Source organism: Salinibacterium sp. G-O1 (genome assembly GCF_030063305.1).
Classification (GTDB): Bacteria; Actinomycetota; Actinomycetes; order Actinomycetales; family Microbacteriaceae; genus Rhodoglobus.
In genome coordinates, this window is sequence record NZ_JASISV010000001.1 from 314,581 (window position 1) to 334,978 (window position 20,398).

At 66.5% G+C, this 20,398-nt stretch carries 23 protein-coding genes; 20 read left to right on the plus strand and 3 right to left on the minus strand.

Annotated features, from left to right (window positions below; genetic code table 11):
- Nucleotides 1-5 precede the first annotated feature (5 nt).
- Nucleotides 6-1,370 carry a C40 family peptidase gene (locus tag QMG83_RS01525; RefSeq protein ID WP_283503602.1) on the plus strand — a complete coding sequence of 455 codons (1,365 nt, stop codon included), beginning with the start codon at nucleotides 6-8 and terminating at the stop codon, nucleotides 1,368-1,370.
- Nucleotides 1,371-1,761: 391 nt separating this feature from the next.
- Here the strand turns inward: QMG83_RS01525 and QMG83_RS01530 are convergent, their stop codons facing one another.
- The gene (locus QMG83_RS01530) at nucleotides 1,762-2,253 is read right to left on the minus strand and encodes an inorganic diphosphatase (protein ID WP_283503603.1); all 492 of its coding nucleotides are present in this window, start codon (nucleotides 2,251-2,253) and stop codon (nucleotides 1,762-1,764) included.
- Nucleotides 2,254-2,303: 50 nt separating this feature from the next.
- Here QMG83_RS01530 and tilS point away from each other — a divergent pair, with 50 nt between their 5' ends.
- The 11 genes from tilS (at nucleotide 2,304) to QMG83_RS01585 (ending at nucleotide 11,470) form a co-directional block, all read left to right on the plus strand.
- Nucleotides 2,304-3,293 (plus strand): tRNA lysidine(34) synthetase TilS, encoded by a 990-nt coding sequence (gene tilS, locus QMG83_RS01535; RefSeq protein ID WP_283503604.1) that lies wholly within the window; start codon nucleotides 2,304-2,306, stop codon nucleotides 3,291-3,293.
- 7 nt (nucleotides 3,294-3,300) lie between these two features.
- Nucleotides 3,301-3,852, plus strand: a complete 552-nt coding sequence (gene hpt / locus QMG83_RS01540) for a hypoxanthine phosphoribosyltransferase (RefSeq protein ID WP_283503605.1) — start codon at nucleotides 3,301-3,303, stop codon at nucleotides 3,850-3,852.
- Nucleotides 3,853-3,955: 103 nt separating this feature from the next.
- Nucleotides 3,956-5,953, plus strand: coding sequence for an ATP-dependent zinc metalloprotease FtsH (gene ftsH / locus QMG83_RS01545; protein WP_283503606.1), 1,998 nt, complete (start codon nucleotides 3,956-3,958; stop codon nucleotides 5,951-5,953).
- Between the two features lie 7 nt (nucleotides 5,954-5,960).
- Nucleotides 5,961-6,527, plus strand: coding sequence for a GTP cyclohydrolase I FolE (gene folE / locus QMG83_RS01550; RefSeq protein WP_283503607.1), 567 nt, complete (start codon nucleotides 5,961-5,963; stop codon nucleotides 6,525-6,527).
- Nucleotides 6,524-7,339, plus strand: coding sequence for a dihydropteroate synthase (gene folP / locus QMG83_RS01555; RefSeq protein ID WP_283503608.1), 816 nt, complete (start codon nucleotides 6,524-6,526; stop codon nucleotides 7,337-7,339). The genes folE and folP overlap by 4 nt, the downstream gene beginning before the upstream one ends.
- A complete protein-coding gene (gene folB, locus QMG83_RS01560) occupies nucleotides 7,336-7,731 on the plus strand; it encodes a dihydroneopterin aldolase (protein ID WP_283503609.1) in 396 nt (131 codons plus the stop codon). The genes folP and folB overlap by 4 nt, the downstream gene beginning before the upstream one ends.
- Nucleotides 7,732-7,733: 2 nt before the next feature.
- The gene (folK, locus tag QMG83_RS01565; protein WP_283503610.1) at nucleotides 7,734-8,240 is read left to right on the plus strand and encodes a 2-amino-4-hydroxy-6-hydroxymethyldihydropteridine diphosphokinase; all 507 of its coding nucleotides are present in this window, start codon (nucleotides 7,734-7,736) and stop codon (nucleotides 8,238-8,240) included.
- Nucleotides 8,237-8,713 (plus strand): DUF3180 family protein, encoded by a 477-nt coding sequence (locus QMG83_RS01570; RefSeq protein WP_283503611.1) that lies wholly within the window; start codon nucleotides 8,237-8,239, stop codon nucleotides 8,711-8,713. The genes folK and QMG83_RS01570 overlap by 4 nt, the downstream gene beginning before the upstream one ends.
- Nucleotides 8,710-9,195: a PH domain-containing protein gene (locus QMG83_RS01575; protein WP_283503612.1), complete on the plus strand. Its 486-nt coding sequence runs from the start codon at nucleotides 8,710-8,712 to the stop codon at nucleotides 9,193-9,195. The genes QMG83_RS01570 and QMG83_RS01575 overlap by 4 nt, the downstream gene beginning before the upstream one ends.
- Nucleotides 9,192-10,754 carry a PH domain-containing protein gene (locus QMG83_RS01580; RefSeq protein WP_283503613.1) on the plus strand — a complete coding sequence of 521 codons (1,563 nt, stop codon included), beginning with the start codon at nucleotides 9,192-9,194 and terminating at the stop codon, nucleotides 10,752-10,754. The genes QMG83_RS01575 and QMG83_RS01580 overlap by 4 nt, the downstream gene beginning before the upstream one ends.
- Nucleotides 10,754-11,470, plus strand: a complete 717-nt coding sequence (locus QMG83_RS01585) for a Rossmann-like and DUF2520 domain-containing protein (RefSeq protein WP_283503614.1) — start codon at nucleotides 10,754-10,756, stop codon at nucleotides 11,468-11,470. The genes QMG83_RS01580 and QMG83_RS01585 overlap by 1 nt, the downstream gene beginning before the upstream one ends.
- On the opposite strand, the gene QMG83_RS01590 is transcribed toward QMG83_RS01585, so the two are convergent.
- Nucleotides 11,467-12,339, minus strand: a complete 873-nt coding sequence (locus QMG83_RS01590) for an alpha/beta hydrolase (RefSeq protein ID WP_283503615.1) — start codon at nucleotides 12,337-12,339, stop codon at nucleotides 11,467-11,469. The two genes, QMG83_RS01585 and QMG83_RS01590, sit on opposite strands and share 4 nt — an antisense overlap.
- A 199-nt stretch (nucleotides 12,340-12,538) precedes the next feature.
- On the opposite strand from QMG83_RS01590, the gene panC reads away from it, so the two are divergent.
- Nucleotides 12,539-13,378: a pantoate--beta-alanine ligase gene (gene panC / locus QMG83_RS01595; RefSeq protein WP_283503616.1), complete on the plus strand. Its 840-nt coding sequence runs from the start codon at nucleotides 12,539-12,541 to the stop codon at nucleotides 13,376-13,378.
- Here panC and QMG83_RS01600 read toward each other — a convergent pair.
- A complete protein-coding gene (locus QMG83_RS01600; protein ID WP_283503617.1) occupies nucleotides 13,366-13,749 on the minus strand; it encodes a bleomycin resistance protein in 384 nt (127 codons plus the stop codon). The two genes, panC and QMG83_RS01600, sit on opposite strands and share 13 nt — an antisense overlap.
- Before the next feature lie 210 nt (nucleotides 13,750-13,959).
- Between QMG83_RS01600 and QMG83_RS01605 the strand changes: the two genes are divergently transcribed.
- The 7 genes from QMG83_RS01605 to QMG83_RS01635 all read left to right on the plus strand — a co-directional run bounded on the left by QMG83_RS01605 (nucleotide 13,960) and on the right by QMG83_RS01635 (nucleotide 20,358).
- On the plus strand, nucleotides 13,960-14,313 hold the full coding sequence (locus QMG83_RS01605; RefSeq protein ID WP_283503618.1) for a TraR/DksA family transcriptional regulator: 354 nt from the start codon (nucleotides 13,960-13,962) through the stop codon (nucleotides 14,311-14,313).
- A gap of 33 nt (nucleotides 14,314-14,346) precedes the next feature.
- Nucleotides 14,347-15,873, plus strand: coding sequence for a lysine--tRNA ligase (gene lysS, locus QMG83_RS01610; RefSeq protein ID WP_283503619.1), 1,527 nt, complete (start codon nucleotides 14,347-14,349; stop codon nucleotides 15,871-15,873).
- The gene (locus QMG83_RS01615) at nucleotides 15,873-16,019 is read left to right on the plus strand and encodes a hypothetical protein (RefSeq protein ID WP_283503620.1); all 147 of its coding nucleotides are present in this window, start codon (nucleotides 15,873-15,875) and stop codon (nucleotides 16,017-16,019) included. The genes lysS and QMG83_RS01615 overlap by 1 nt, the downstream gene beginning before the upstream one ends.
- A gap of 95 nt (nucleotides 16,020-16,114) precedes the next feature.
- Nucleotides 16,115-16,297: a hypothetical protein gene (locus QMG83_RS01620; RefSeq protein ID WP_283503621.1), complete on the plus strand. Its 183-nt coding sequence runs from the start codon at nucleotides 16,115-16,117 to the stop codon at nucleotides 16,295-16,297.
- Between the two features lie 235 nt (nucleotides 16,298-16,532).
- Nucleotides 16,533-19,010: an ATP-dependent Clp protease ATP-binding subunit gene (locus QMG83_RS01625; RefSeq protein WP_283503622.1), complete on the plus strand. Its 2,478-nt coding sequence runs from the start codon at nucleotides 16,533-16,535 to the stop codon at nucleotides 19,008-19,010.
- 74 nt (nucleotides 19,011-19,084) lie between these two features.
- Nucleotides 19,085-19,588: an amino-acid N-acetyltransferase gene (locus tag QMG83_RS01630; RefSeq protein WP_283503623.1), complete on the plus strand. Its 504-nt coding sequence runs from the start codon at nucleotides 19,085-19,087 to the stop codon at nucleotides 19,586-19,588.
- The gene (locus tag QMG83_RS01635) at nucleotides 19,588-20,358 is read left to right on the plus strand and encodes an LLM class oxidoreductase (protein ID WP_283503624.1); all 771 of its coding nucleotides are present in this window, start codon (nucleotides 19,588-19,590) and stop codon (nucleotides 20,356-20,358) included. Before QMG83_RS01630 ends, QMG83_RS01635 begins: the two co-directional genes overlap by 1 nt.
- Nucleotides 20,359-20,398: the final 40 nt, after the last annotated feature.

Sequence of the window (20,398 nt, forward strand, 5' to 3'; positions counted from 1 at the left end):
CGCTAATGCCTGCGCGTCGCCGCCCCCTGGGGGCGCTTACTATCGTCGTCTCCGCAAGCCTGATGCTCACGCTCGGGCTGGCGAGTTCCGCCGCCGCAGTTGAATACCCGTCATGGGATGACGTGCAGAACGCCCGGCAGAACCAGGCGACCACGGCAGCAACGGCGGCCGAGATCGAGCGCTACCTCGTCACCCTTGAGACCGAGGCGGCCAACCTCGGGCGCGCGGCTCAGATCAAGGGCGAGTCGTACAACGTCGCCCGTGATGCTCTGGATGTGGCATCCACCAAGGCGGAACGCCTCGACGAACAGGCTCAGGATGCCGCGGCGCGAGCCGAGCAGTCCAGCCGTCGTGCGGGGCAGATCATCTCCCAGCTCGCCCGCACCGGTGGCGGAAACCTCAGCCTGAGTCTCGTGCTCAGCCCGGACGCCGGCAACATGCTCGGCAGCCTCGGCTCGATGACCAAGCTCACGGAACAGACCGCGCACCTGCTCGACGAGGCCACCCAGGACAAAAACGTCGCCTCGGCGCTCACCGCCCAGGCCAAGACTGCTGAGAAGGCCCGCACGGCGCTGGCTCAGGATGCCCAGACGGCGTTCGACGACGCCAACGCGGCCTCGGCGGTCGTCGTCGCGAGGATCGCCAGCCAACAGGCCGCAGCCGATCAGCTCTACGCGCAGCTCGCCGCCCTCAAGGGCACCACCGCTGAGGTTGAGCGGCTGTACATCGAGGGCAAGACCGACGTGCGCCCGGTGGTGCCGACGGCACCGATCGCACCGAGTGTTCCGCGGCCCACACCTACGCAGCCCTCCACCCCAGGCAGCGTCACCCCGCCCGTGGTCACGCCGCCAGTCGTGGTTGCGCCACCGGTAGTGACGCCTCCGGTGGTGACGCCGCCCGTGGTTGCGCCGCCGGTGGTGACGCCCCCGGTCGTCGCCCCGCCCGTGGTCGCGCCGCCTGTGACCCCCGCTCCCGCGCCAGCTCCGGCGCCCTCTGCCGTCGAGGCGGCCATCGCCTTCGCGACCGCCCAGCTCGGCGACCGGTACCAGTACGGCGGCTACGGCCCGGACGCCTGGGACTGCTCGGGCCTCACGAAGGCGTCGTACGCGGCGGCCGGCGTGTACATCGGCGCGCACGGATCCACCAGCCAGTATCGCTACCTCAGCGGTCAGGGCAGGCTCGTGCCGATCAGCCAGATGCAGCGCGGCGACCTGATCTTCTACTCGGGAGACGGCTCATACGTTTACCACACGGGTCTCTACATCGGCGGCGGCAGGATGATCGAGGCCCAGTACGAGGGAATCCCCGTGAAGATCGCCACCGTGCGCAGCTACGACCTCATGTCCTACGTCGCTCGCCCGACGGGCTGACCCGCCCGGCCGCGCTCTCGCTGCCGTCCCGCCGCATCACCCACCGCGGCGTCCCGCACCCGTCCTTCACCCGCATCCGTCGCCGAGATTGCGCGAATTGTCGGAATGGATGCGCGGATAGCGACCGTTTGCGCAACCTCGGCGGCTATGGGCGATGCCGCAGGCCCCTCCGCCATCCCAACTTCACGCGCATCCCTCGCCGAGATTGCGCGAATCGTCGGAATGGATGTTCGGATAGCGACAGTTTGCGCAATCTCGACGGCAGGGCGGCAGGGGCGGAGGTGGCAGGGACGGCGGCGCGGCAGCGGTAGGCGCGGCCACCACCCCACCCCCGCACGCAGAAGCAGGGCGGCCCCGGAACCCCGGGGCCGCCCTGCTGTTCGTGCGAAAACTAGTGCTTGGCGTCGGCGAGCTTCTCGATGCCGGCCTGCACGACGGCGTCGGCTTCTGCCGCGTCGCCCCATCCATCGATCTTGACCCACTTGCCGGGCTCGAGGTCTTTGTAGTGCTCGAAGAAGTGCTCGATCTCGTTGCGGGTGAACTCCGGGATGTCGCCGAGGTCCTGGATGTGCGCCCAGCGCGGGTCTTTCGCCTGCACGCAGATCACCTTGGCGTCGCTGCCGCCGTCGTCGGTCATGTTGAAGACGGCGACGGGGCGCACCGAGATGCCGACGCCGGGGAAGGTCGGCGCGTCGAGCAGGATCAGCGCGTCGACGGGGTCACCGTCGAGGCCGAGCGTGTTCTCGAAGTACCCGTAATCGGTGGGGTACGCGAAGCTGGTGAAGAGGTAACGGTCGAGGTAAACGCGGCCGGTCTCATGGTCGACCTCGTATTTGTTGCGGCTCCCCCGGGGGATCTCGACAACGACGTCGTATGCGGTCATGGCTCATGCTCCTAAAAAAGTCTGGTGTTTGCTGCCGATAACGTTATCGGATGCCGCACTCCCGTCAGAGACTGTCTCCCGCAATCGCCGATGTTCGTCGAGCCGTGCGCGACGCTCTCGCCGACGGTGAGCTCGTGCTCGTCGCTCTTTCGGGCGGCCCGGACTCCCTGGCGCTCGCGGCGGCGACCGCGTTCGAGGCGAGCAGGGCCGGTGCCAAAGCGGGCGCCGTCATCGTCGACCACGGTCTGCAGGCGGGGTCAGCGGATGCCGCGGCGCAGGCTCGCGAGCAGGCCATCGCCCTCGGGCTCGACCCGGTCACCGTCAAGACCGTCACCGTGGGGGTGGACGGCGGGCCGGAGGCCGCGGCCCGAACAGCCCGCTACCGCGCTTTGGCCGAGGCGGCGCAGGAGTTGGGCGCGACCGCGGTGCTGCTCGGCCACACCCTCGACGACCAGGCCGAGACCGTGCTGCTGGGGTTGGCGCGCGGCAGTGGGGCGGCGAGCCTCAGCGGGATGGCCGCCGAGGCGGGCATCTACCGCAGGCCGCTGCTGGGTATCCGGCGTCGTCAGACCGAGCAGTTTTGCGCAGACTCGGGGTTGACGCCATGGCACGACCCGCAGAACCTCGATCCCGCCTACACGCGCGTGCGGGTGCGCACCACGGTGTTGCCCATGCTCGAGACCGAGCTCGGCCCCGGCATCAGCGAGGCCCTGGCCCGCACGGCCGAGCAGTTGCGCGAAGACACCGAGGCGCTCGACCACTTTGCCGAGGAGATCGCGGAAGACCTCGCCGAGCACTCCGAGGCGGGCATCTCGCTGCCGGTGAAGGCGCTCGCCGCGAACCCGGCAGCCCTGAGGCAGCGGCTGATCCGGTTGGCTGTCGAGAGTGAGTTCCATGTCTCGCTGAGCCGGAGCCATACTTTGGAGGTCGCCAGGCTGGTCACCGACTGGCACGGGCAGGGGCGCATCGACCTGCCCGGCGTTACAGTTGAACGTCGCAGTGGGCTGCTGCACTTCAGCGCCAGAACGAACGAAACATAAGGATCCAATGGAACTCGCCGATGTTGCCGATGACTTCACCGAGGTGCTGCTGACTGAGCAGCAGATCAACGAGAAGATCGCCGAACTCGCGCGCCGCATCGAGCAGGATTACGCGGGCGAGCGGGTGCTGCTGGTCGCGGTGCTCAAGGGCGCGGTCATGGTGATGGCGGATGTCGCCCGCGAACTGAAGATGCACGTCGAACTCGACTTCATGGCGGTGTCGTCGTACGGGGCCAGCACCCAGTCGAGCGGCGTCGTGCGCATCCTGAAAGACCTCGACGTTGACCTCAACGGCCGCCACGTCATCATCGTCGAAGACATCATCGACTCCGGGCTCACCCTCGCCTGGCTGCGCTCCAACCTCGAGAGCCGCCAGCCAGCATCCCTCGAGATTCTCGCGCTGCTTCGCAAGCCGGATGCCGCGAAGGTCGACGTCGACGTCAAGTACTTCGGTTTCGACATCCCGAACGCCTTTGTCGTGGGATATGGGCTCGATTACGCCGAGAAGTACCGCAACCTTCGCGGGATCGCGGTGCTCGCGCCGCACGTCTATTCCTGAGTAACGCCCAAGGCGAACATCCAGCCGCCGTGCAGCGCGGTAGCGGTAACCTTGCAGCACGTGTCTCCAGCAGGAAAGGTCTGGGCTCCGCAGCCCAAACATCATGGACTTTAAGCGCATCTTCAAGGGCCCGATTGTTTACATCGTGTTCGCTATCGTCGCCGTGTGGATTGGGTCGACCCTGCTCATGGGCGGCGGCTTCAAGGTCATCTCCACCCAGGAGGGCCTCGACCTGCTTTCGGGCAACACCGTCTCGTCGGCCAAGATCGTGGATGGCGAGCAGCGCGTCGACCTCACGCTCTCCAAGGCCGCCGGCGACAACGGCACGCAGGTGCAGTTCTATTACGTCGCCCCTCGCGGCGAGGAGATCGTCACCGCCATCAACGCGGCAGACGTGAAGTTCGACGACGAGGTGCCGCAGACCAACTTCTTCACGAGCCTGCTCGGCATTCTGCTGCCCTTCCTCATCATCGGTGTGATCTTCTACTTCCTGCTCACCCGCATGCAGGGCGGTGGCAACAAGGTCATGCAGTTCGGTAAGTCGAAGGCAAAGCTGGTCGGCAAGGAATCCCCGAAGGTGACCTTCGCCGATGTCGCGGGTGCGGATGAGGCCATCGAAGAGCTCGAAGAGATCAAAGACTTCCTGAAAGACCCGGCCAAGTTCCTCGCTGTTGGTGCCCGCATCCCGAAGGGCGTGCTGCTGTACGGCCCTCCCGGTACCGGTAAGACGCTGCTCGCCCGCGCGACCGCCGGCGAGGCTGGTGTGCCGTTCTACACGATCTCCGGTTCCGACTTCGTCGAAATGTTCGTCGGTGTCGGTGCAAGCCGGGTGCGCGACCTCTTCGACCAGGCCAAGCAGAACTCCCCGGCCATCATCTTCATCGACGAGATCGATGCCGTCGGTCGTCACCGAGGCGCCGGCGTCGGTGGCGGAAACGACGAGCGCGAACAGACCCTCAACCAGCTGCTGGTCGAGATGGACGGGTTCGACGTCAAGACGAACGTCATCCTGATCGCTGCCACCAACCGCCCAGACGTGCTCGACCCCGCGTTGCTGCGCCCCGGTCGTTTCGACCGCCAGATCGGCGTCGACGCGCCAGACCTTCAGGGTCGCAAGCAGATCCTCGAGGTGCACGCCAAGGGTAAGCCGATGGCTGACAGTGTCGACCTCGAGGTGCTCGCCCGCAAGACACCGGGCTTCACCGGTGCAGACCTTGCGAACGTCCTCAACGAGGGCGCGTTGCTCACCGCACGCAGCAACGCCCAGCTCATCGACAACCGTGCGCTGGATGAGGCTGTCGACCGCGTCATGGCCGGCCCGCAGCGCCGCTCACGACTGATGAACGACAAAGAGAAGCTCATCACGGCGTACCACGAGGGTGGTCACGCTCTGGCTGCCGCCAGCATGCGCAACACCGACCCCGTGACGAAGGTGACCATCCTTCCGCGAGGCCGCGCACTCGGTTACACGATGGTGCTGCCGCTCGAAGACAAGTATTCGGTCACCCGCAACGAACTGCTCGACCAGCTCACCTACGCCATGGGCGGCCGTGTTGCCGAGGAGATCGTGTTCCACGACCCGACGACCGGGGCGTCCAACGACATCGAGAAGGCGACGGCGATCGCCCGCCGCATGGTCACCGAATATGGCATGAGCGCGAAGGTAGGTTCCGTGAAGCTCGGCCTCACCGCCGGCGAGCCGTTCCTCGGTCGGGACATGGGCGCGAGCCGCGACTACTCAGACACCATCGCCGAGACCATCGACGAAGAGGTGCGCACGCTGATCGACCAGGCTCACGATGAGGCTTGGCAGGTGCTCAATACGAACCGCGACACCCTCGACCGGCTGGCCACAGAGTTGCTCGAGAAGGAAACGCTCGACCACGTCCAGCTCGCCGAGATCTTCGTGGGCATCGAGAAGCTGCCTGAGCGTCCGCTCTGGCTGTCGAGCGACACTCGGCCGCTGTCAGACCGGCCGCCCGTGCAGGTGCCCACCAAGGCTCCCGTCGACTCCGGACTGGTCGATGGCGGGGTGGAGTCAGACACCAAGGCCGCGCGACCGGCGCGACCGCGTCAGACGCCCGGCATCGCCACGGCCTAGGCCGGCCATGCCTGTCGACTCCGGACGCATCGAGGCGGCCGTTGCCGAAATCCTTGCTGCTATCGGTGAGGATGCGACGCGACCGGGTCTGGCATCGACCCCGAAACGGGTCGCCGAGGCGTACGCCACGTTCTTCGCTGGGGTGGGCGTCGACCCTTCGGGCCTGCTCGCCGACAGTGTTCCCAGCGACGGACTGGGTGAGCTGGTGCTGCTGCGCGACATCGAGTTCCGCTCCATATGCGAGCACCACCTGTTGCCGTTCCTCGGCGTCGCCCACGTTGCCTACGTTCCCGGCGAGCGGATCATCGGCCTCGGCCGGGTGGCCGCCGTCGTCGACACTGTCGCGGCGCGACCGCAATTGCAGGAGCAACTGACGGAGCAGATCGCCGACGCCGTACAGTCAGGACTCGAACCGAAGGGGGTGCTCGTCGTGGTGGATGCCGTGCACGGATGCATGACCGCGCGTGGCCATCGACAGACGGCCAGCTCAACCGTGACGCTCGCCTCGCGCGGTTCACTCACCGACCCCGTGCAGCGCGCGGGCGTCCTCACGCTGATCGGCGGCCAATCGTGACTCCCACCAGGCCGAAGGTGTTCGGCATCCTCAACGTGACGCCCGATTCCTTCAGCGATGGTGGCCAGTACTCCGACCTCGCCGAGGCGATCGGGCACGGCATCGAGTTGCACGAGCGTGGGGCTGACGTCGTCGACGTCGGCGGGGAATCCACCCGGCCCGGCGCCTCGCGCGTCGAACTCGAGCATGAGCAGGAACGCGTGCTGCCGGTGATCCGGGGGCTCGTCGCTGCCGGCGTTCCGGTGAGCGTCGACACCCTGAACGCCGACACGGCGCTCGCCGCTGCGGCTGCCGGGGCATCCATCATCAACGATGTGTCTGGCGGGCTTGCCGATCCCTTCATGCACCGTGTTGTCGCCGAGACAGGCCTGCAGTACATCGCCATGCACTGGCGGTCGCCCGACGCCGGCGCAGGAGCGATCGACGAGTATGACGATTTGGTGAGCGAAGTCCGGGCCGAGCTGGGGTTGCGGCTCGAGTCGCTCACGGCCGCTGGGGCTGACCTCGCGAACGTGATCATCGACCCCGGACTCGGCTTCGCAAAGACTGCAGAGCACAACTGGCGGCTGCTCGCGGCTCTTCCCGCCCTGGAATCCCTCGGATGCAAGGTGTTGATTGGAGCCTCCCGCAAGAGGTTTTTGGGCTCGTTGCTGGCGGATGACGCCACCCCCGCCGCGCGCGACCTGCCCACCGCCGTGGTGTCAGCGCTGGCCGCCGACGCCGGTGTGTGGGGGGTGCGAGTGCACGACGTGGCATCCACCGTGGCCGCGTTCGGTGTGTGGTCGGCCTGGCAGACGGGACGCGACTCATGAATCCGCTTGACACCATCACGCTCACCGGGCTTCGGGCGAACGCCTTCCACGGTGTCTTCGACCACGAACGGCGCGACGGGCAGGTGTTCATCATCGACGTCGTCGCGCACCTCGACCTCGCGGCCGCCGGGCGCACGGACGACCTCGAGCAGACACTGCACTACGGGGTGCTTGCCGAGGAGGTCGTCGCGGCCGTGGAAAGCGACCCCGTCGACCTCATCGAGACGGTTGCCGAGCGGGTGGCGGCTGTCGTGCTCGCCCACCCGGCGGTAAAGCTCGTCGTGGTGACCATCCACAAGCCGAACGCTCCGATCACCGTCCCCTTCGACGATGTCGCCGTGACCATCACGCGCGCCGCGCCCGCCACCGCCCAGACGATCGGGTTCGGCTGACGATGACGGTAAGTCCTGCGATCCTGGCCCTGGGGAGCAACCTCGGTGACCGCGAACTCAACCTTCGGCTGGCCGTGCGCGACATCGCGATGCTCGACGGGGTGGTGGCGGTCGCCGCATCCGGAATCGTCGAGACCGCGGCGATCAAGCCGGACGGCATCGACCTGGATGCTCCGTCGTACCTCAACGCGGTCGTGACCGTTCGCACGACGCTCGCCCCGCAGGCGTTGCTCGACGCGCTCAACGGGATCGAGACCGAGCACGGCAGGGTGAGAGACGTGCGGTGGGGCGATCGCACCCTCGACATCGACATCATCGCGTTCGCCGACCTCGAACTGCACACGCCGACCCTGACCATTCCGCATCCCCGGGCCGCCGACCGCGCTTTCGTGCTGGCCCCCTGGCTGCAACTTGACCCGGATGCCACAATCACGGGCCGCGGCCGGGTCGCCGAACTTCTCGCCCCACTCGAATCGCCTGCCGAATACCCGGCGGAGGCACTGCTGTGAAGCGCACCACGCCCGCCACCCTGTTGCTGCTCGCCGTTCTCGGCGGGGGAGTGATGTGGTTCGTCGAGACGGCGCTTGCCGCATCCGGCCGCGCCGTCATCATCCCCCCGGTCACGCTCGGCCTCGCGCTGCTGCTCATCGGCATCATCATCGTGGTGATGGCGCTTCCCGTGCGCCGGGTCGCACGCGGCGTTGCCCACGCGCGCATCGATCCGTTCTACGCCACGAGGGTGCTGGTGCTGGCAAAGGCATCCAGCCTCGGCGGTGCGGTTCTCGGCGGCGGCGGCCTTGGCATCGTTGGCTATCTGGTGAGCCGATCGGTGGTCGGGGCGCCCGTGACAATGTCGATCACGGCGACCGTGGGTGCAATACTGCTGCTGGTGGCAGGGCTGGTCGCCGAACACATGTGCACGATTCCACCCGACGACACGAAAAGGGATGACGGCAGCCCGGATCTCCGAGGTATCGCATGACGCACAGGCTGGAAATCCCCAACATCGAGTGGCGCAGAGTCTCTCCCCGTTACATCGTCGTCGACCTTGTCGGCACCCTGGTCTTCGGGATTATCTCCTGCGTGGCCACCTCGCTGCCGGCGCTCCTCTTCGGAAACGTGCTGTTGTGGGCGATCCCCGCATCGCTCGCCGTTATCTTCATCATCACGCTGGCGCTCACCCCGCGCAGGGTGCGATCCATTGGATACCAGCTTCGCGACGACGACCTGCTCTTCCGGCGCGGACTCATGTTCCAGAGGTTCGTTGCCGTGCCATACGGGCGGATGCAGCTCGTCGACATCAATCGCGGGCCGCTTGACCGCGCGGTCGGGCTCAGCGAACTGAAGTTCGTGACAGCCGCCGCATCCACCGGTGTCGTCATCCCCGGTCTCACGTCGGCAGATGCCGAAGCTCTGAGAGACAGGCTGGTGCAGCTGGCGGAGAGCCGGAGGGCCGGGCTGTGACGGTCCGCGACATCATCGAGCCAGGCGCGAGGCTGGCCGACGGGCAGTGGCATCGGCTTCACCCGGCCACACCGGTGCTGAAGGGCGGCATCGCGCTGCTGGCCATTGTGGGTGTGATTATCGTCAACATCCGCGACATCCTGATCGACGTCGTCATCGGTGGTGGCGACGTTCCCAGCGACCGCGACCCCCTCGTGTGGATCTACGAGCACGAGTTCGCCGGGTTGTTCGCGCTCGCCCTGCTCGCCGGCGTGCTGCTGTTCGTCGGTGGGTTCTACCTGTCGTGGCGCATGCACAGGTTCCGGGTCACCGACGAGCAGGTGGAGGTGCAGAGCGGCATCCTGTTCCGCACCAATCGTCGCGGTCGCCTCGATCGCATCCAGGGCATCAATATCTCGAAGCCCTTCCTGGCGCGACTGTTCGGCGCGGCCAAACTCGAGGTCAGCGTCGCGGGCCAGAACGCGAATGTGCAGCTTGCCTATCTCGGGTCGGCGGCGGCAGATGAGTTGAGGCGCGAGATTCTGTTGCGCGCCTCCGGCACTCACTCCGCGGCCGCGGACGCCGCCCCTTCCGCCGGCGGGGTCATCGGGCAGAGGGTCAGTGAGCTGCTCTCGCCCGAGCTCGACCCGGACGCGGCCCCACCTGAGTCGGTGGTGCAGATGCACCTCGGCCGACTCATCGGATCCCTGCTGCTGAGCGGTTTCACCGTCGTTTTGATCGGCGGGATCGTGGCTCTCGTCGTCGTCACCACCACGACGCGCCAGCCGTTCTTCCTCTTCGGATTCGTGCCGGCCATCATCGGTATGGGCGGCTTCTACATCTCGCGATTCACCCGCTCGCTGCGGTACAGCATCGCCTCGACGCCCGACGGAATTCGGGTCGGCTTCGGCCTGCTGTCGACCAGCAATGAGACGCTTCCGCCCGGCCGGATCCACGCCGTCAAGGTCAGCCAACCGTTGCTATGGCGTCCGGCGGGATGGTGGGAAGTCAAGATCAACCGCGCATCCTCATCATCGGCGAGCGGTGCGGCCGGTCAGGCGAACACGACGATCCTCCCCGTGGGTAACCTCTCCGACACGATGAAGGTGCTTGAGCTCGTGTTGCCCGGTCTGGTCGACCCTGCCGCGATCGAAATGCTGGAGCGCGGAATGCTGTCGAAGGGCGGCGACGACGGCTTCACGAATTCGCCTCGCCGTGCCCGGATCCTCCGCTGGTTCTCGTGGAACCGCAACGGGTTCGCGGTCGTGCCCGGCGCCGTGATGTTCCGCAGCGGAGCGATCTGGCGCGAGCTGGTGGTGGTGCCTCAGGCGCGACTGCAGAGTCTCGGAATGCGACAGGGTCCGCTGTTGAGACGACTGCGGCTGGCCACGCTGAGCGTGCACACAGTTGCGGGTCCCGTGGTGGCACGCCTCGGCGCGATCGACAAGTCCGAGGCCGTCGACGCGTTCGGGGCGATCAGCGCGGCAGCGGTCAGCTCGGCCGAGATCGACACGAGCCATCGCTGGCGCATGACGCTGCCGCCAGCGCCTCCCCAGATTCCCGTGGCAGAGCAGCCGTGATGGCGTCGCAATCGGGGCGCCTCGGCGTCGGGATAATCGGAGCGGGCCGCGTCGGGCCGGTGGTCGGAGCCGCCCTGGCCGGCGCCGGACACATGATCGTGGGCATCGCCTCAATTTCCGAAGACAACCGGGATCGGGCGAGGGCGCTGCTGCCCGACGTGCCCATCCTCGAGATTCCCGTGCTGCTCGAGCGCAGCGAACTGGTGATCCTGGCCATCCCGGAGGCAGAGATCGAGTCACTCGTGGCGGGGCTCGCGGCCACCGGCTCGTGGCATCCGGGGCAGCTCGTGCTGCACACGGCGCCCGGTCTCGGCTACACGGTGCTGGCGCCCGCGGTTGCCGCCGGCGTGATCCCGCTGGCCGTGCATCCGACGATGGTCTTCACCGGCACCTCGCTCGACCTGGTCAGGATGCGCGAAAGTTTCTTCGCCGTCACCGCGCCCACCCCGGTGCTGCCCATCGGGCAGGCTCTCGTGGTCGAAATGGGCGGCGAGCCGATCATCATCGCGGAGGCCGACCGCGCTGCCTACGCGGAAGCGGTGTCGACGGCGACGAACTTCTCGGCGTCCATCGTGCGCCAGTCGACCGCCATGCTCGCCGAACTCGGTATCGAGTCTGCCGCGCAGGTGCTGGGCCCGCTGCTGCGGTCGTCAGTCGAAACAGCACTGCAGGAGGCCGGGGGAGACTCCGACCTGCTGCGGGGGATGCCGGACTAGCTCCCCAACAGCCGGCGCGCGTGGTCGGCGATGATGCCGGCACTGCGTTCCTCGATGAGGATCGAGTAGTGATTCACGTCGTCGATCACGAGGATGTTCAGCTCGGGCAATGTGGTGCGCCATCGCTCCAGCGCGGTGGGGGTGTAGAGCGCTGGTCGCTCGTTGCGTGGGCCGAGCGGGGCGACCAGCAGCGTGGTTCCCGGCCGGATGGCGGCGACGGCCGCCTGGACCTCTGGGGGGCCGTAGAAGTCGGGGGCATCCCGCCTCATCGCGTCGATGGACGTTCGTGAGCGCATGACTGGGGGCTCCCCGACGAGGTCGTAGTCGACGTACGCCTCGACCAGCGGGGTCCAGTTCTCCTGCAGCGCTGGGTGGGTGGCGGCGAATGCGCGGTACGCCTCACGGTCGGGAAAGCTCAGGCTGAGCCGGTCCACCGGCGGGTTCAGCGCCTGCGCGGCATCCTCCAGCAAAAGGCCACGCGGAAGCGGCAGGGTGAGCCCGCCGTCAACGAGCAGCACTCCGCTGACGCGATCGGGGTACTGGTGGGCAGTGACGTTGGCGACGAATCCACCCATCGAATGCCCCATCAGGGCCACGCTGTCCAACCCGAGCGCGTCGATCACCGCGATGACGTCGACGGCGTGCTGCGTCATCCCCCACGGTCCCGGCAGCTCGCTGCTGGCGCCGCGCCCCCGCAGATCGGGCGCGATGAGGCGAATCTCCGGCATGGCGTCGACGACCGCCGCCCAGACCAGATGAGATCCGGAGATTCCGTGGATGGCGAGGATCGCGGGCGCATCGGGCGGACCCCATTCGGCGACCCTGAGCCGTCCGCCATCGACAAAGACGTCGCAGGTTCGATAAAACACAGCGTGCTCCAACCAGGGGAAAACATCGCCGGAGGGGTTTTCGCGAAACGCGGGTCGCGGTACGGAGACGCACACACAGTATCAGGCGGTCAATCGCTTCGGTCGGTGGCTTATACGATCTAGGAGACCACGCTGGCCCCTCCGGGCTCAGGGTCGAAGTGCAGGAGGATCAGCGGTGCGCGCAACACAGAGGCCTGTCGTGATCGAGACGATCCGTGGAATCCGAGAGGCGCTCGCCGCAGAACGCGCCGCCGGACGCACTGTGGCACTCACGGCGACGCTCGGGGCCCTGCACGATGGGCACCTCTCGCACCTCGAGCGCGCCGCCGAGCTCGCCGACATCACGGTGGTGTCGATCTTCGTCAACCCCACGCAATTCACCGACCCCGCAGACCTCGACAAGTATCCGCGCACCCTCGACGACGACCTCGTGGCGCTCACGGCGGCCGGGGTGGACTACGTGTTCGCTCCCAGTGTCGACGAGATGTACCCGCAGGGCCTCACCCAGACCAAGGTCAGCGCCGGCAAGCTGGGAACGCTGTACGAGGGGGCGTCCCGCCCGGGCCACTTCGACGGTGTGCTCACCGTTGTCGCCAAGCTGCTCGACATCGTGGCGCCTGATGTCGCCACCTTCGGGCAAAAGGATGCGCAGCAGCTGTTCCTCGTGCGCCGCATGGTGAGCGACCTCAACCTCCCGGTGCGCATCGAGTCCATCGAGACCGTGCGCGAGCCGGACGGCCTGGCGCTGTCCAGCCGCAACCGTTTCCTCGACCCGAAGCAGCGCCGCGCGGCGCGAGCCCTGTCCATCGCGCTGGAGGCGGCAGCATCCTCGGCGGAGCGTGGGCTCGACGCCACACTTGCCGCCGCGCAGGGTGCACTCATGGGTGAGGCACTCGTTCAGCTCGACTACCTGAAGATCGTGCATCCCAGTACCTTCATGCCGGTGGATGACGGCTACCGCGGCCCCGCGATCGTCATCGTCGCCGCAGTGCTCGGCACAACCCGCCTCATCGACAACGAGTCGATCTACATCGGCTGAGCCGGCGGGGCAGGGGTGTCGATACGCGATCCGAACCGGATGAGGTTGGCGTCTGGGTCGAGACAGGCGCCCTCGCGAAGGCCGTAACTCGTGTCTGTCGGTTGGACGAGTCGCCCCTCGACACGGGCGTTCTTCCACTCCACATAGAGCGCATCTGCGTCCGAAACATAGAGGTACACGGCGCTCATGTTCTTTCTCGGTTTCAGGTTGACGACTTGAGCGAGGTGGAGCTCGATGCCGTCACGCTCCGCAAACGCGTATGGTTCAGCGCCCTCGTATCGACGGACTGAGAACCCGAGCTTCTCGTAGTGCGTCATTGCGGAAGCCAGATCGCTCACAGGAAAGACCGGCGCAATTCGCTGGAATGTCATAGCTCCGACGGTACTCGCCGGTCCGCCCGGCGCCTTCCGCCGTTTCCGCGATGTCAGTTCAGCCTGACATCAGTCGCAACTGACATCCCGTTTTTTGGCCCGGGCCCGCCGAGATCGCCACTTTTGCTGCCTGCAGCGCGCCCTGGGCAACAAAAGTGGAGGTCTCGACGGCGGGTGCGGGAAGGGAACGCGCGTAGGCTGGCCCGCCTGATGACTGACATGGATGCCGCGGCAGGGCAGCGCGCACGACTCGAGCAGCGCCGGCGGCACGCCGAGGCGCTCGCGGAGACACTCGGGCGCGAGCGCGCGGCGCTGGTCGAGGCATCCGAAGCATCGAACGCCGACGACGAACACGATCCCGAGGGCGCGACCATCGCCTTCGAGCGCGCACAACTGGATGCCACCATCGCCGACGTGCGGCGCCAGCTGGCCGACCTCACCGCAGCGCTGGCGCGGGTGGATGCCGGCACCTACGGAATCTGCGTCATCTGCGGGCTGCCCATCCCGGCCGAGCGCCTGGAGGCCCGACCTTCCGCGACGACCCATGTCGCCTGCGCCCCCTGAGCGCGCGGAATGCCCCGGTAACATGGGAGCGCTATGAGCAACGAAACCACCGCGCCCACCACGCCCGCCGAACCAGAGTCTGCCGAACTGAGCGCCGCCGAGGTCAGCGAGCAGAAGGCCGTGCGGCTTGCCAAGCGCGAGCGGCTCATCTCCAGCGGCCGCGAGGCGTACCCGGTGGCGGTTCCCGTCACGACGACGATTCCCGCCGTGCGCGAAAAGTACGCGCACCTCGTCGCGGATGACACCACCGGCGACATCGTCGGCATCGCCGGTCGCCTGGTGTTCGCCCGCAACACGGGCAAGCTGTGTTTCGCAACGCTCCAGGCCGGCGACGGCTCACGTGTGCAGGCGATGGTGAGCCTGGCCGAGGTGGGCCAGGATTCGCTGGACGAGTGGAAAGAGCTCACCGACCTCGGCGATCACGTGTTCGTCAGCGGCGAGGTCATCTCCAGCCGACGCGGCGAGCTGAGCGTCATGGTGAAGACGTGGCAGATCGCATCCAAGGCCGTGCTGCCCCTTCCCAACCTGCACACCGACCTCAGTGACGAGTCGCGCGTGCGCAGCCGCTACCTCGACCTGATCCTGCGCGAGCAGGCACGGTTCACCGTGCGCGCCCGCGCGAAGGTGAACGCATCGCTGCGCGCGACTTTCGCCGCCCAGGACTACCTCGAGGTCGAGACCCCGATGCTGCAGGTGATGCACGGTGGCGCCTCGGCCCGACCGTTCTCAACCCACAGCAACGCGTTCGACACCGAGCTGTTCCTGCGCATCGCACCAGAGCTGTTCCTCAAGCGTGCCGTGGTCGGCGGCGTCGACCGGGTGTTCGAGATCAACCGCAACTTCCGGAACGAGGGTGCAGACTCCACCCACTCTCCCGAGTTCGCCATGCTCGAGGCCTACGAGTCGTACGGCGACTACAACCGCATGGCCGACCTCACCCAGCAGCTCGTTCAGAACGCGGCGCTTGCGGTGGCCGGCCAACTCGTCGTGACGTGGGCCGACGGCACCGAGTACGACCTGGGCGGCGACTGGGACCGGGTGTCGATGTATGAGTCGGCGTCCGCGGCATCCGGGCTCGACATCACACCCGACAGCCCTTACGACTACCTCGTCGCCGAGGCGGCGAAGGTCGGCATCGAGGTCGATCACCCCACCCACGGCAAGCTCGTCGAAGAGCTGTGGGAGCACTTCGTGAAGCCGGGGCTCACCCGTCCGACGTTCGTTATGGACTTTCCCGTCGACACGAGCCCCCTCGTGCGCGACCACCGCACCATCGCCGGGGTCGTCGAGAAGTGGGATCTGTACATTCGTGGCTTCGAGCTGGCCACGGGATATTCCGAGCTCATCGACCCGGTCATCCAGAGGGAACGTTTCGTCGAGCAGGCGCAGCTTGCGTCGAAGGGCGACGTTGAGGCGATGCGGCTCGACGAGGAGTTTCTGCGGGCGCTTGAACACGGGATGCCGCCCACCGGTGGCATCGGACTCGGAATCGACCGACTGCTCATGGCCATCACCGGCCTGGGCATTCGCGAGACGATCCTCTTCCCGCTGGTGAAGTGATGAGCGACCTCAAACTTCCTGGCGAAGACAACAAGAAGAAGGGCCCCTCCTTCAACCGCATCGTGCTCTGGGTGATCGTCGGGGGCGTCGGCCTCTACCTGATTGTCTCGGGCGTCATCGGGATCCTGGTCAAAGCGAACCAATGAACCGAAAGACTTCGCGCCTCGTCACCGGCCTCGCCCTGGCGGGGATGCTCGTGCTCATTGCGGTGGCTTTCATCTTCACCAGTTACGCTGGATAGGTGCCTCAGGAATTTTGGTCTAACGCGATCTACTCGGTGACCCCGACGATCCTCGTTGGGCTCGTGTTCTGGTTCGTCATCCGCGCGATCCTGAAGGCCGACGGCAACGAGCGCAAGGTGCGGTCGCGCATCGAGGCCGAGGAGCGCGCGAAGATCGCCGTTCCCGCCGACCCGAAGGCCTGACCCGCCGACCCGAAGGCCTGACCCGGCCCTCCGCGCGCATCGAGTGCGCGCTAATTGTCGCTATAGCGCTCCCGAAGCGACCAGAGTTGCACTCTCGATGGGGATCGAGTCCGAATTTGGCAGTCGAGTCCAACACCGTCACGCCTAGGGCGAACACCGGTCTTTTTGGGAGGTCACGAAGTTACTCTCTTTATATCGGCACCGAATCCTGCCCGGTGCCTAAGGAGTGAAGAAGATGTTCGAACGATTTACAGACCGAGCTCGTCGTGTTGTCGTGTTGGCCCAGGAAGAGGCCAAGATGCTCAACCACAACTACATCGGCACTGAGCACATCCTGCTCGGGCTGATCCACGAGGGTGAGGGCGTCGCCGCCAAGGCCCTCGAGTCTCTCAACATCTCGCTCGACGCTGTGCGCGAGCAGGTCCAGGACATCATCGGCCAGGGCCAGCAGCAGCCGACCGGCCACATCCCCTTCACCCCGCGCGCCAAGAAGGTGCTCGAGCTCTCGCTGCGCGAGGCACTGCAGCTCGGCCACAACTACATCGGCACCGAGCACATCCTGCTCGGCCTCATCCGCGAGGGCGAGGGCGTTGCAGCACAGGTTCTCGTCAAGCTCGGGGCCGACCTCAACCGCGTGCGCCAGCAGGTCATCCAGCTTCTCTCGGGCTACCAGGGTAAGGAGGCCGTCGCCGTAGGAGGCAACGACGCCACCCCGGACAAGGGCAGCCAGATTCTCGACCAGTTCGGCCGCAACCTCACCCAGGCGGCGCGCGACGGCAAACTCGACCCGGTCATCGGCCGCGAGAAAGAGATGGAGCGGGTCATGCAGATCCTCTCCCGCCGTTCCAAAAACAACCCTGTCCTGATCGGCGAGCCCGGCGTCGGTAAGACCGCCGTCGTCGAGGGGCTCGCCATCGCGATCGTGCGCGGCGACGTTCCCGAGACGCTGAAGGACAAGCAGCTCTACACGCTCGACCTCGGTTCGCTCATCGCCGGTAGCCGCTACCGCGGTGACTTCGAGGAGCGCCTCAAGAAGGTCACGAAAGAGATCCGCACGCGCGGTGACATCATCACCTTCATCGACGAGATCCACACGCTGGTCGGCGCGGGTGCCGCTGAGGGCGCAATCGATGCTGCCAGCATCCTGAAGCCGCTTCTGGCCCGCGGTGAACTGCAGACCATCGGTGCGACCACCCTTGACGAATACCGCAAGCACTTCGAGAAGGATGCCGCTCTGGAGCGCAGGTTCCAGCCCGTGCAGGTGCACGAGCCGTCCCTGCCTCACACGATCAACATCCTCAAGGGGCTGCGCGACAAGTACGAGTCGTTCCACAAGGTGTCGATCACCGACGGCGCGATCGTGGCTGCGGCGAACCTGGCAGACCGCTACGTTGCAGACCGTTTCCTCCCAGACAAGGCCATCGACCTGATCGACGAGGCCGGCGCACGCCTGCGTCTCTCGATCCTGTCTGCGCCGCCGGAGCTGCGCGAATTCGACGAGAAGATCGCGGCAGTGCGTGGCCAGAAAGAGGGCGCCATCGAGGACCAGGACTTCGAGAAGGCCGCTTCGCTCCGGGATGAGGAGAAGAAGCTGCTCGGCGAGCGCCTTCGTCTCGAGAAGCAGTGGAAGTCGGGCGACGTGTCGACGACCGCTGAGGTTGACGAGGGTCTCATCGCCGAAGTGCTCGCCGCTGCGACGGGCATCCCGGTCTTCAAGCTGACCGAGGAGGAGTCGTCGAGGCTCATCTTCATGGAGAAGGCGCTGCACATGCGCGTCATCGGCCAGGAAGAGGCCATCTCGGTTCTCGCCAAGACCATCCGCCGCACGCGTGCCGGCCTCAAAGACCCCAAGCGCCCCAGCGGTTCGTTCATCTTCGCCGGCCCGACCGGTGTGGGTAAGACCGAACTCGCCAAGGCGCTCGCGGAATTCCTGTTCGACGACGAGAACGCCCTCATCTCACTCGACATGAGCGAGTACGGCGAGAAGCACACGGTCTCGCGACTGTTCGGTGCTCCTCCCGGATTCGTCGGCTTCGAGGAGGGCGGCCAGCTCACCGAGAAGGTGCGCCGCAAGCCGTTCTCCGTGGTGTTGTTCGATGAGATCGAGAAGGCTCACCCCGACATCTTCAACTCGCTTCTTCAGATTTTGGAGGAGGGACGCCTGACGGATGGCCAGGGTCGCGTGGTCGACTTCAAGAACACCGTGATCATCATGACCACCAACCTCGGTACGAAGGACATCACGGGCACCCCGATCGGGTTCACCTCGGCGACAGACACCGCCACCGGTTACGACCGGATGCGCGGCAAGGTCGTGGAGGAGCTCAAGAAGCACTTCAAGCCCGAGTTCCTGAACCGTGTCGACGAGACCATCGTCTTCCCGCAGCTCAGCCCGGAGGAGCTGCTGCAGATTGTCGACCTCTTTATCAAGCGCCTCAGCGAGAGGCTGATGGATCGCGACCTGACCGTCGAGCTCACGCTGCCGGCCAAGGAGCAGCTCATCAAGGTCGGTTTCGACCCGTCGCTGGGAGCCCGGCCGTTGCGCCGTGCTGTGCAGCACGAGATCGAAGACCGCATGAGCGAGAAGATCCTGCACGGCGAGCTGAACGCCGGTGACCACGTGCACGTCGACTACATCGACGGACAGTTCGTGCTCACCACGAGCCGCCAGGCCGGCCTCCCCGAGAAGGAGCCGGAAGCGGTAGAAGCGTAAGAAATTGAGAGGGGGCGGTGGGGAAACCCACCGCCCCCTTTTTCTTGCCCGGAGGGCAGCCCCTAACATGGGGCGTGGCTTCTTTTACCGTCAGACCAGCCCGAACCAGCGATGTTCCCCTGATTCAGGGCCTCGTCGAACCGCTCGCGCAGCAGCGCATCCTGCTCGGAAAAGACCGGGTTGTGCTGTACGAGGCCGTTCAGGAATTCAGGATCGCCGAGAATGCCGACGGCGAGGTGGTGGGCTGCGGAGCGCTTCACGTGATGTGGGAAGACCTCGGCGAGGTGCGCACACTCGCGGTTGCGCAGGACTGGCTGGGCACCGGCGCCGGCCACGCCATTCTCGAGGACATCGAGAAGCACGCCGCACAACTCGGGCTCAGCCGGCTGTTCTGTCTGACCTTCGAGACCGCGTTCTTTGGCAGGCACGGTTTCACGCCGATCGCCGAGGACGTCGTTGCCCCCGAGGTTTTCGCTCAGCTGGCGCTCTCCCCCGACGAGGGTGTTGCCGAATTCCTCGACCTGTCCCGGGTCAAACAGAACACGCTCGGCAACACCAGAATGCTGAAGCTGCTGTGATGGATCTCTCACGGATGTCTATCGGGCTGCCCGGCGCGCTCGACCACACGATCGTCGCGCACCTCGCGCCCGTCATCGAATCGCTCGGCTTCCGCGGCCTGTGGCTCAACGACACCCCAGACGGGGACGCCCTCGCGGGGCTTGAGGTTGCCGCCATTGGCACGAGCACGCTGAAGCTCGGCACCGGGGTGATCCCTCTCGACAGACGCGGGCCGAACGAGATCGTCGGCGCGATGAGGGGCCTGCCCCAGGAGCGGTTGTCGATCGGCGTCGGTTCGGGCAGTGCCCGGCATCCGCTGGGTGTGGTCGCGCGCGGAGTTCGGGAGCTCACCGAGCGCAGCGAGGCATCCATCGTCGTGGGTGCTCTTGGTCCGAGGATGCGCCGGATGGGAGCCGAAGCTGCGGGCGGTGTGCTCTTCAACTGGCTCACCCCGGCGGCCGCCGCCGATGCAACGGCCGAGCTGCGCCGCGACGCCCGCGGTCGTGATGTGCGGGCCGTGCTGTACGTGCGAACCGCCATGACCGAGGATGCCCGTGGTGCGCTCCACGCTGAAGCCGATCGTTACAGCAGCTATCCCGCGTATGCCGCGAACTTCGAGCGGATCGGGGCAACCGCCAAGGACACGACGATCGATGGCTCGGTGCCGGGTGAGCTGGCCGCGAGAGTTGCCGAGTATGCGCCTCACGTCGACGAGGTGGTGCTCCGTGCGATTACCACCGAGCAGACTCTCGGCGCCCATCTGGAATTTCTCGAGAAGGTAGCTGCCTGAAGATCCGGTCGCAGTGGGCGTGCCCTCGCGCCTCCAGGGC

Bases quoted from the DNA above. Each gene is read 5' to 3' on its own strand.
- ftsH (WP_283503606.1), top strand. From the start codon at position 3,956: ATGGACTTTAAGCGCATCTTCAAGGGCCCGATTGTTTACATCGTGTTC.
- QMG83_RS01575 (WP_283503612.1), top strand. From the start codon at position 8,710: ATGACGCACAGGCTGGAAATCCCCAACATCGAGTGGCGCAGAGTCTCT.
- QMG83_RS01605 (WP_283503618.1), top strand. From the start codon at position 13,960: ATGACTGACATGGATGCCGCGGCAGGGCAGCGCGCACGACTCGAGCAG.
- folK (WP_283503610.1), top strand. From the start codon at position 7,734: ATGACGGTAAGTCCTGCGATCCTGGCCCTGGGGAGCAACCTCGGTGAC.
- QMG83_RS01625 (WP_283503622.1), top strand. From the start codon at position 16,533: ATGTTCGAACGATTTACAGACCGAGCTCGTCGTGTTGTCGTGTTGGCC.
- QMG83_RS01585 (WP_283503614.1), top strand. From the start codon at position 10,754: ATGGCGTCGCAATCGGGGCGCCTCGGCGTCGGGATAATCGGAGCGGGC.
- QMG83_RS01525 (WP_283503602.1), top strand. From the start codon at position 6: ATGCCTGCGCGTCGCCGCCCCCTGGGGGCGCTTACTATCGTCGTCTCC.
- QMG83_RS01530 (WP_283503603.1), bottom strand. From the start codon at position 2,253: ATGACCGCATACGACGTCGTTGTCGAGATCCCCCGGGGGAGCCGCAAC.
- lysS (WP_283503619.1), top strand. From the start codon at position 14,347: ATGAGCAACGAAACCACCGCGCCCACCACGCCCGCCGAACCAGAGTCT.
- tilS (WP_283503604.1), top strand. From the start codon at position 2,304: ATGCCGCACTCCCGTCAGAGACTGTCTCCCGCAATCGCCGATGTTCGT.
- folE (WP_283503607.1), top strand. From the start codon at position 5,961: ATGCCTGTCGACTCCGGACGCATCGAGGCGGCCGTTGCCGAAATCCTT.
- hpt (WP_283503605.1), top strand. From the start codon at position 3,301: ATGGAACTCGCCGATGTTGCCGATGACTTCACCGAGGTGCTGCTGACT.
- QMG83_RS01635 (WP_283503624.1), top strand. From the start codon at position 19,588: ATGGATCTCTCACGGATGTCTATCGGGCTGCCCGGCGCGCTCGACCAC.
- QMG83_RS01615 (WP_283503620.1), top strand. From the start codon at position 15,873: ATGAGCGACCTCAAACTTCCTGGCGAAGACAACAAGAAGAAGGGCCCC.
- folB (WP_283503609.1), top strand. From the start codon at position 7,336: ATGAATCCGCTTGACACCATCACGCTCACCGGGCTTCGGGCGAACGCC.
- QMG83_RS01600 (WP_283503617.1), bottom strand. From the start codon at position 13,749: ATGACATTCCAGCGAATTGCGCCGGTCTTTCCTGTGAGCGATCTGGCT.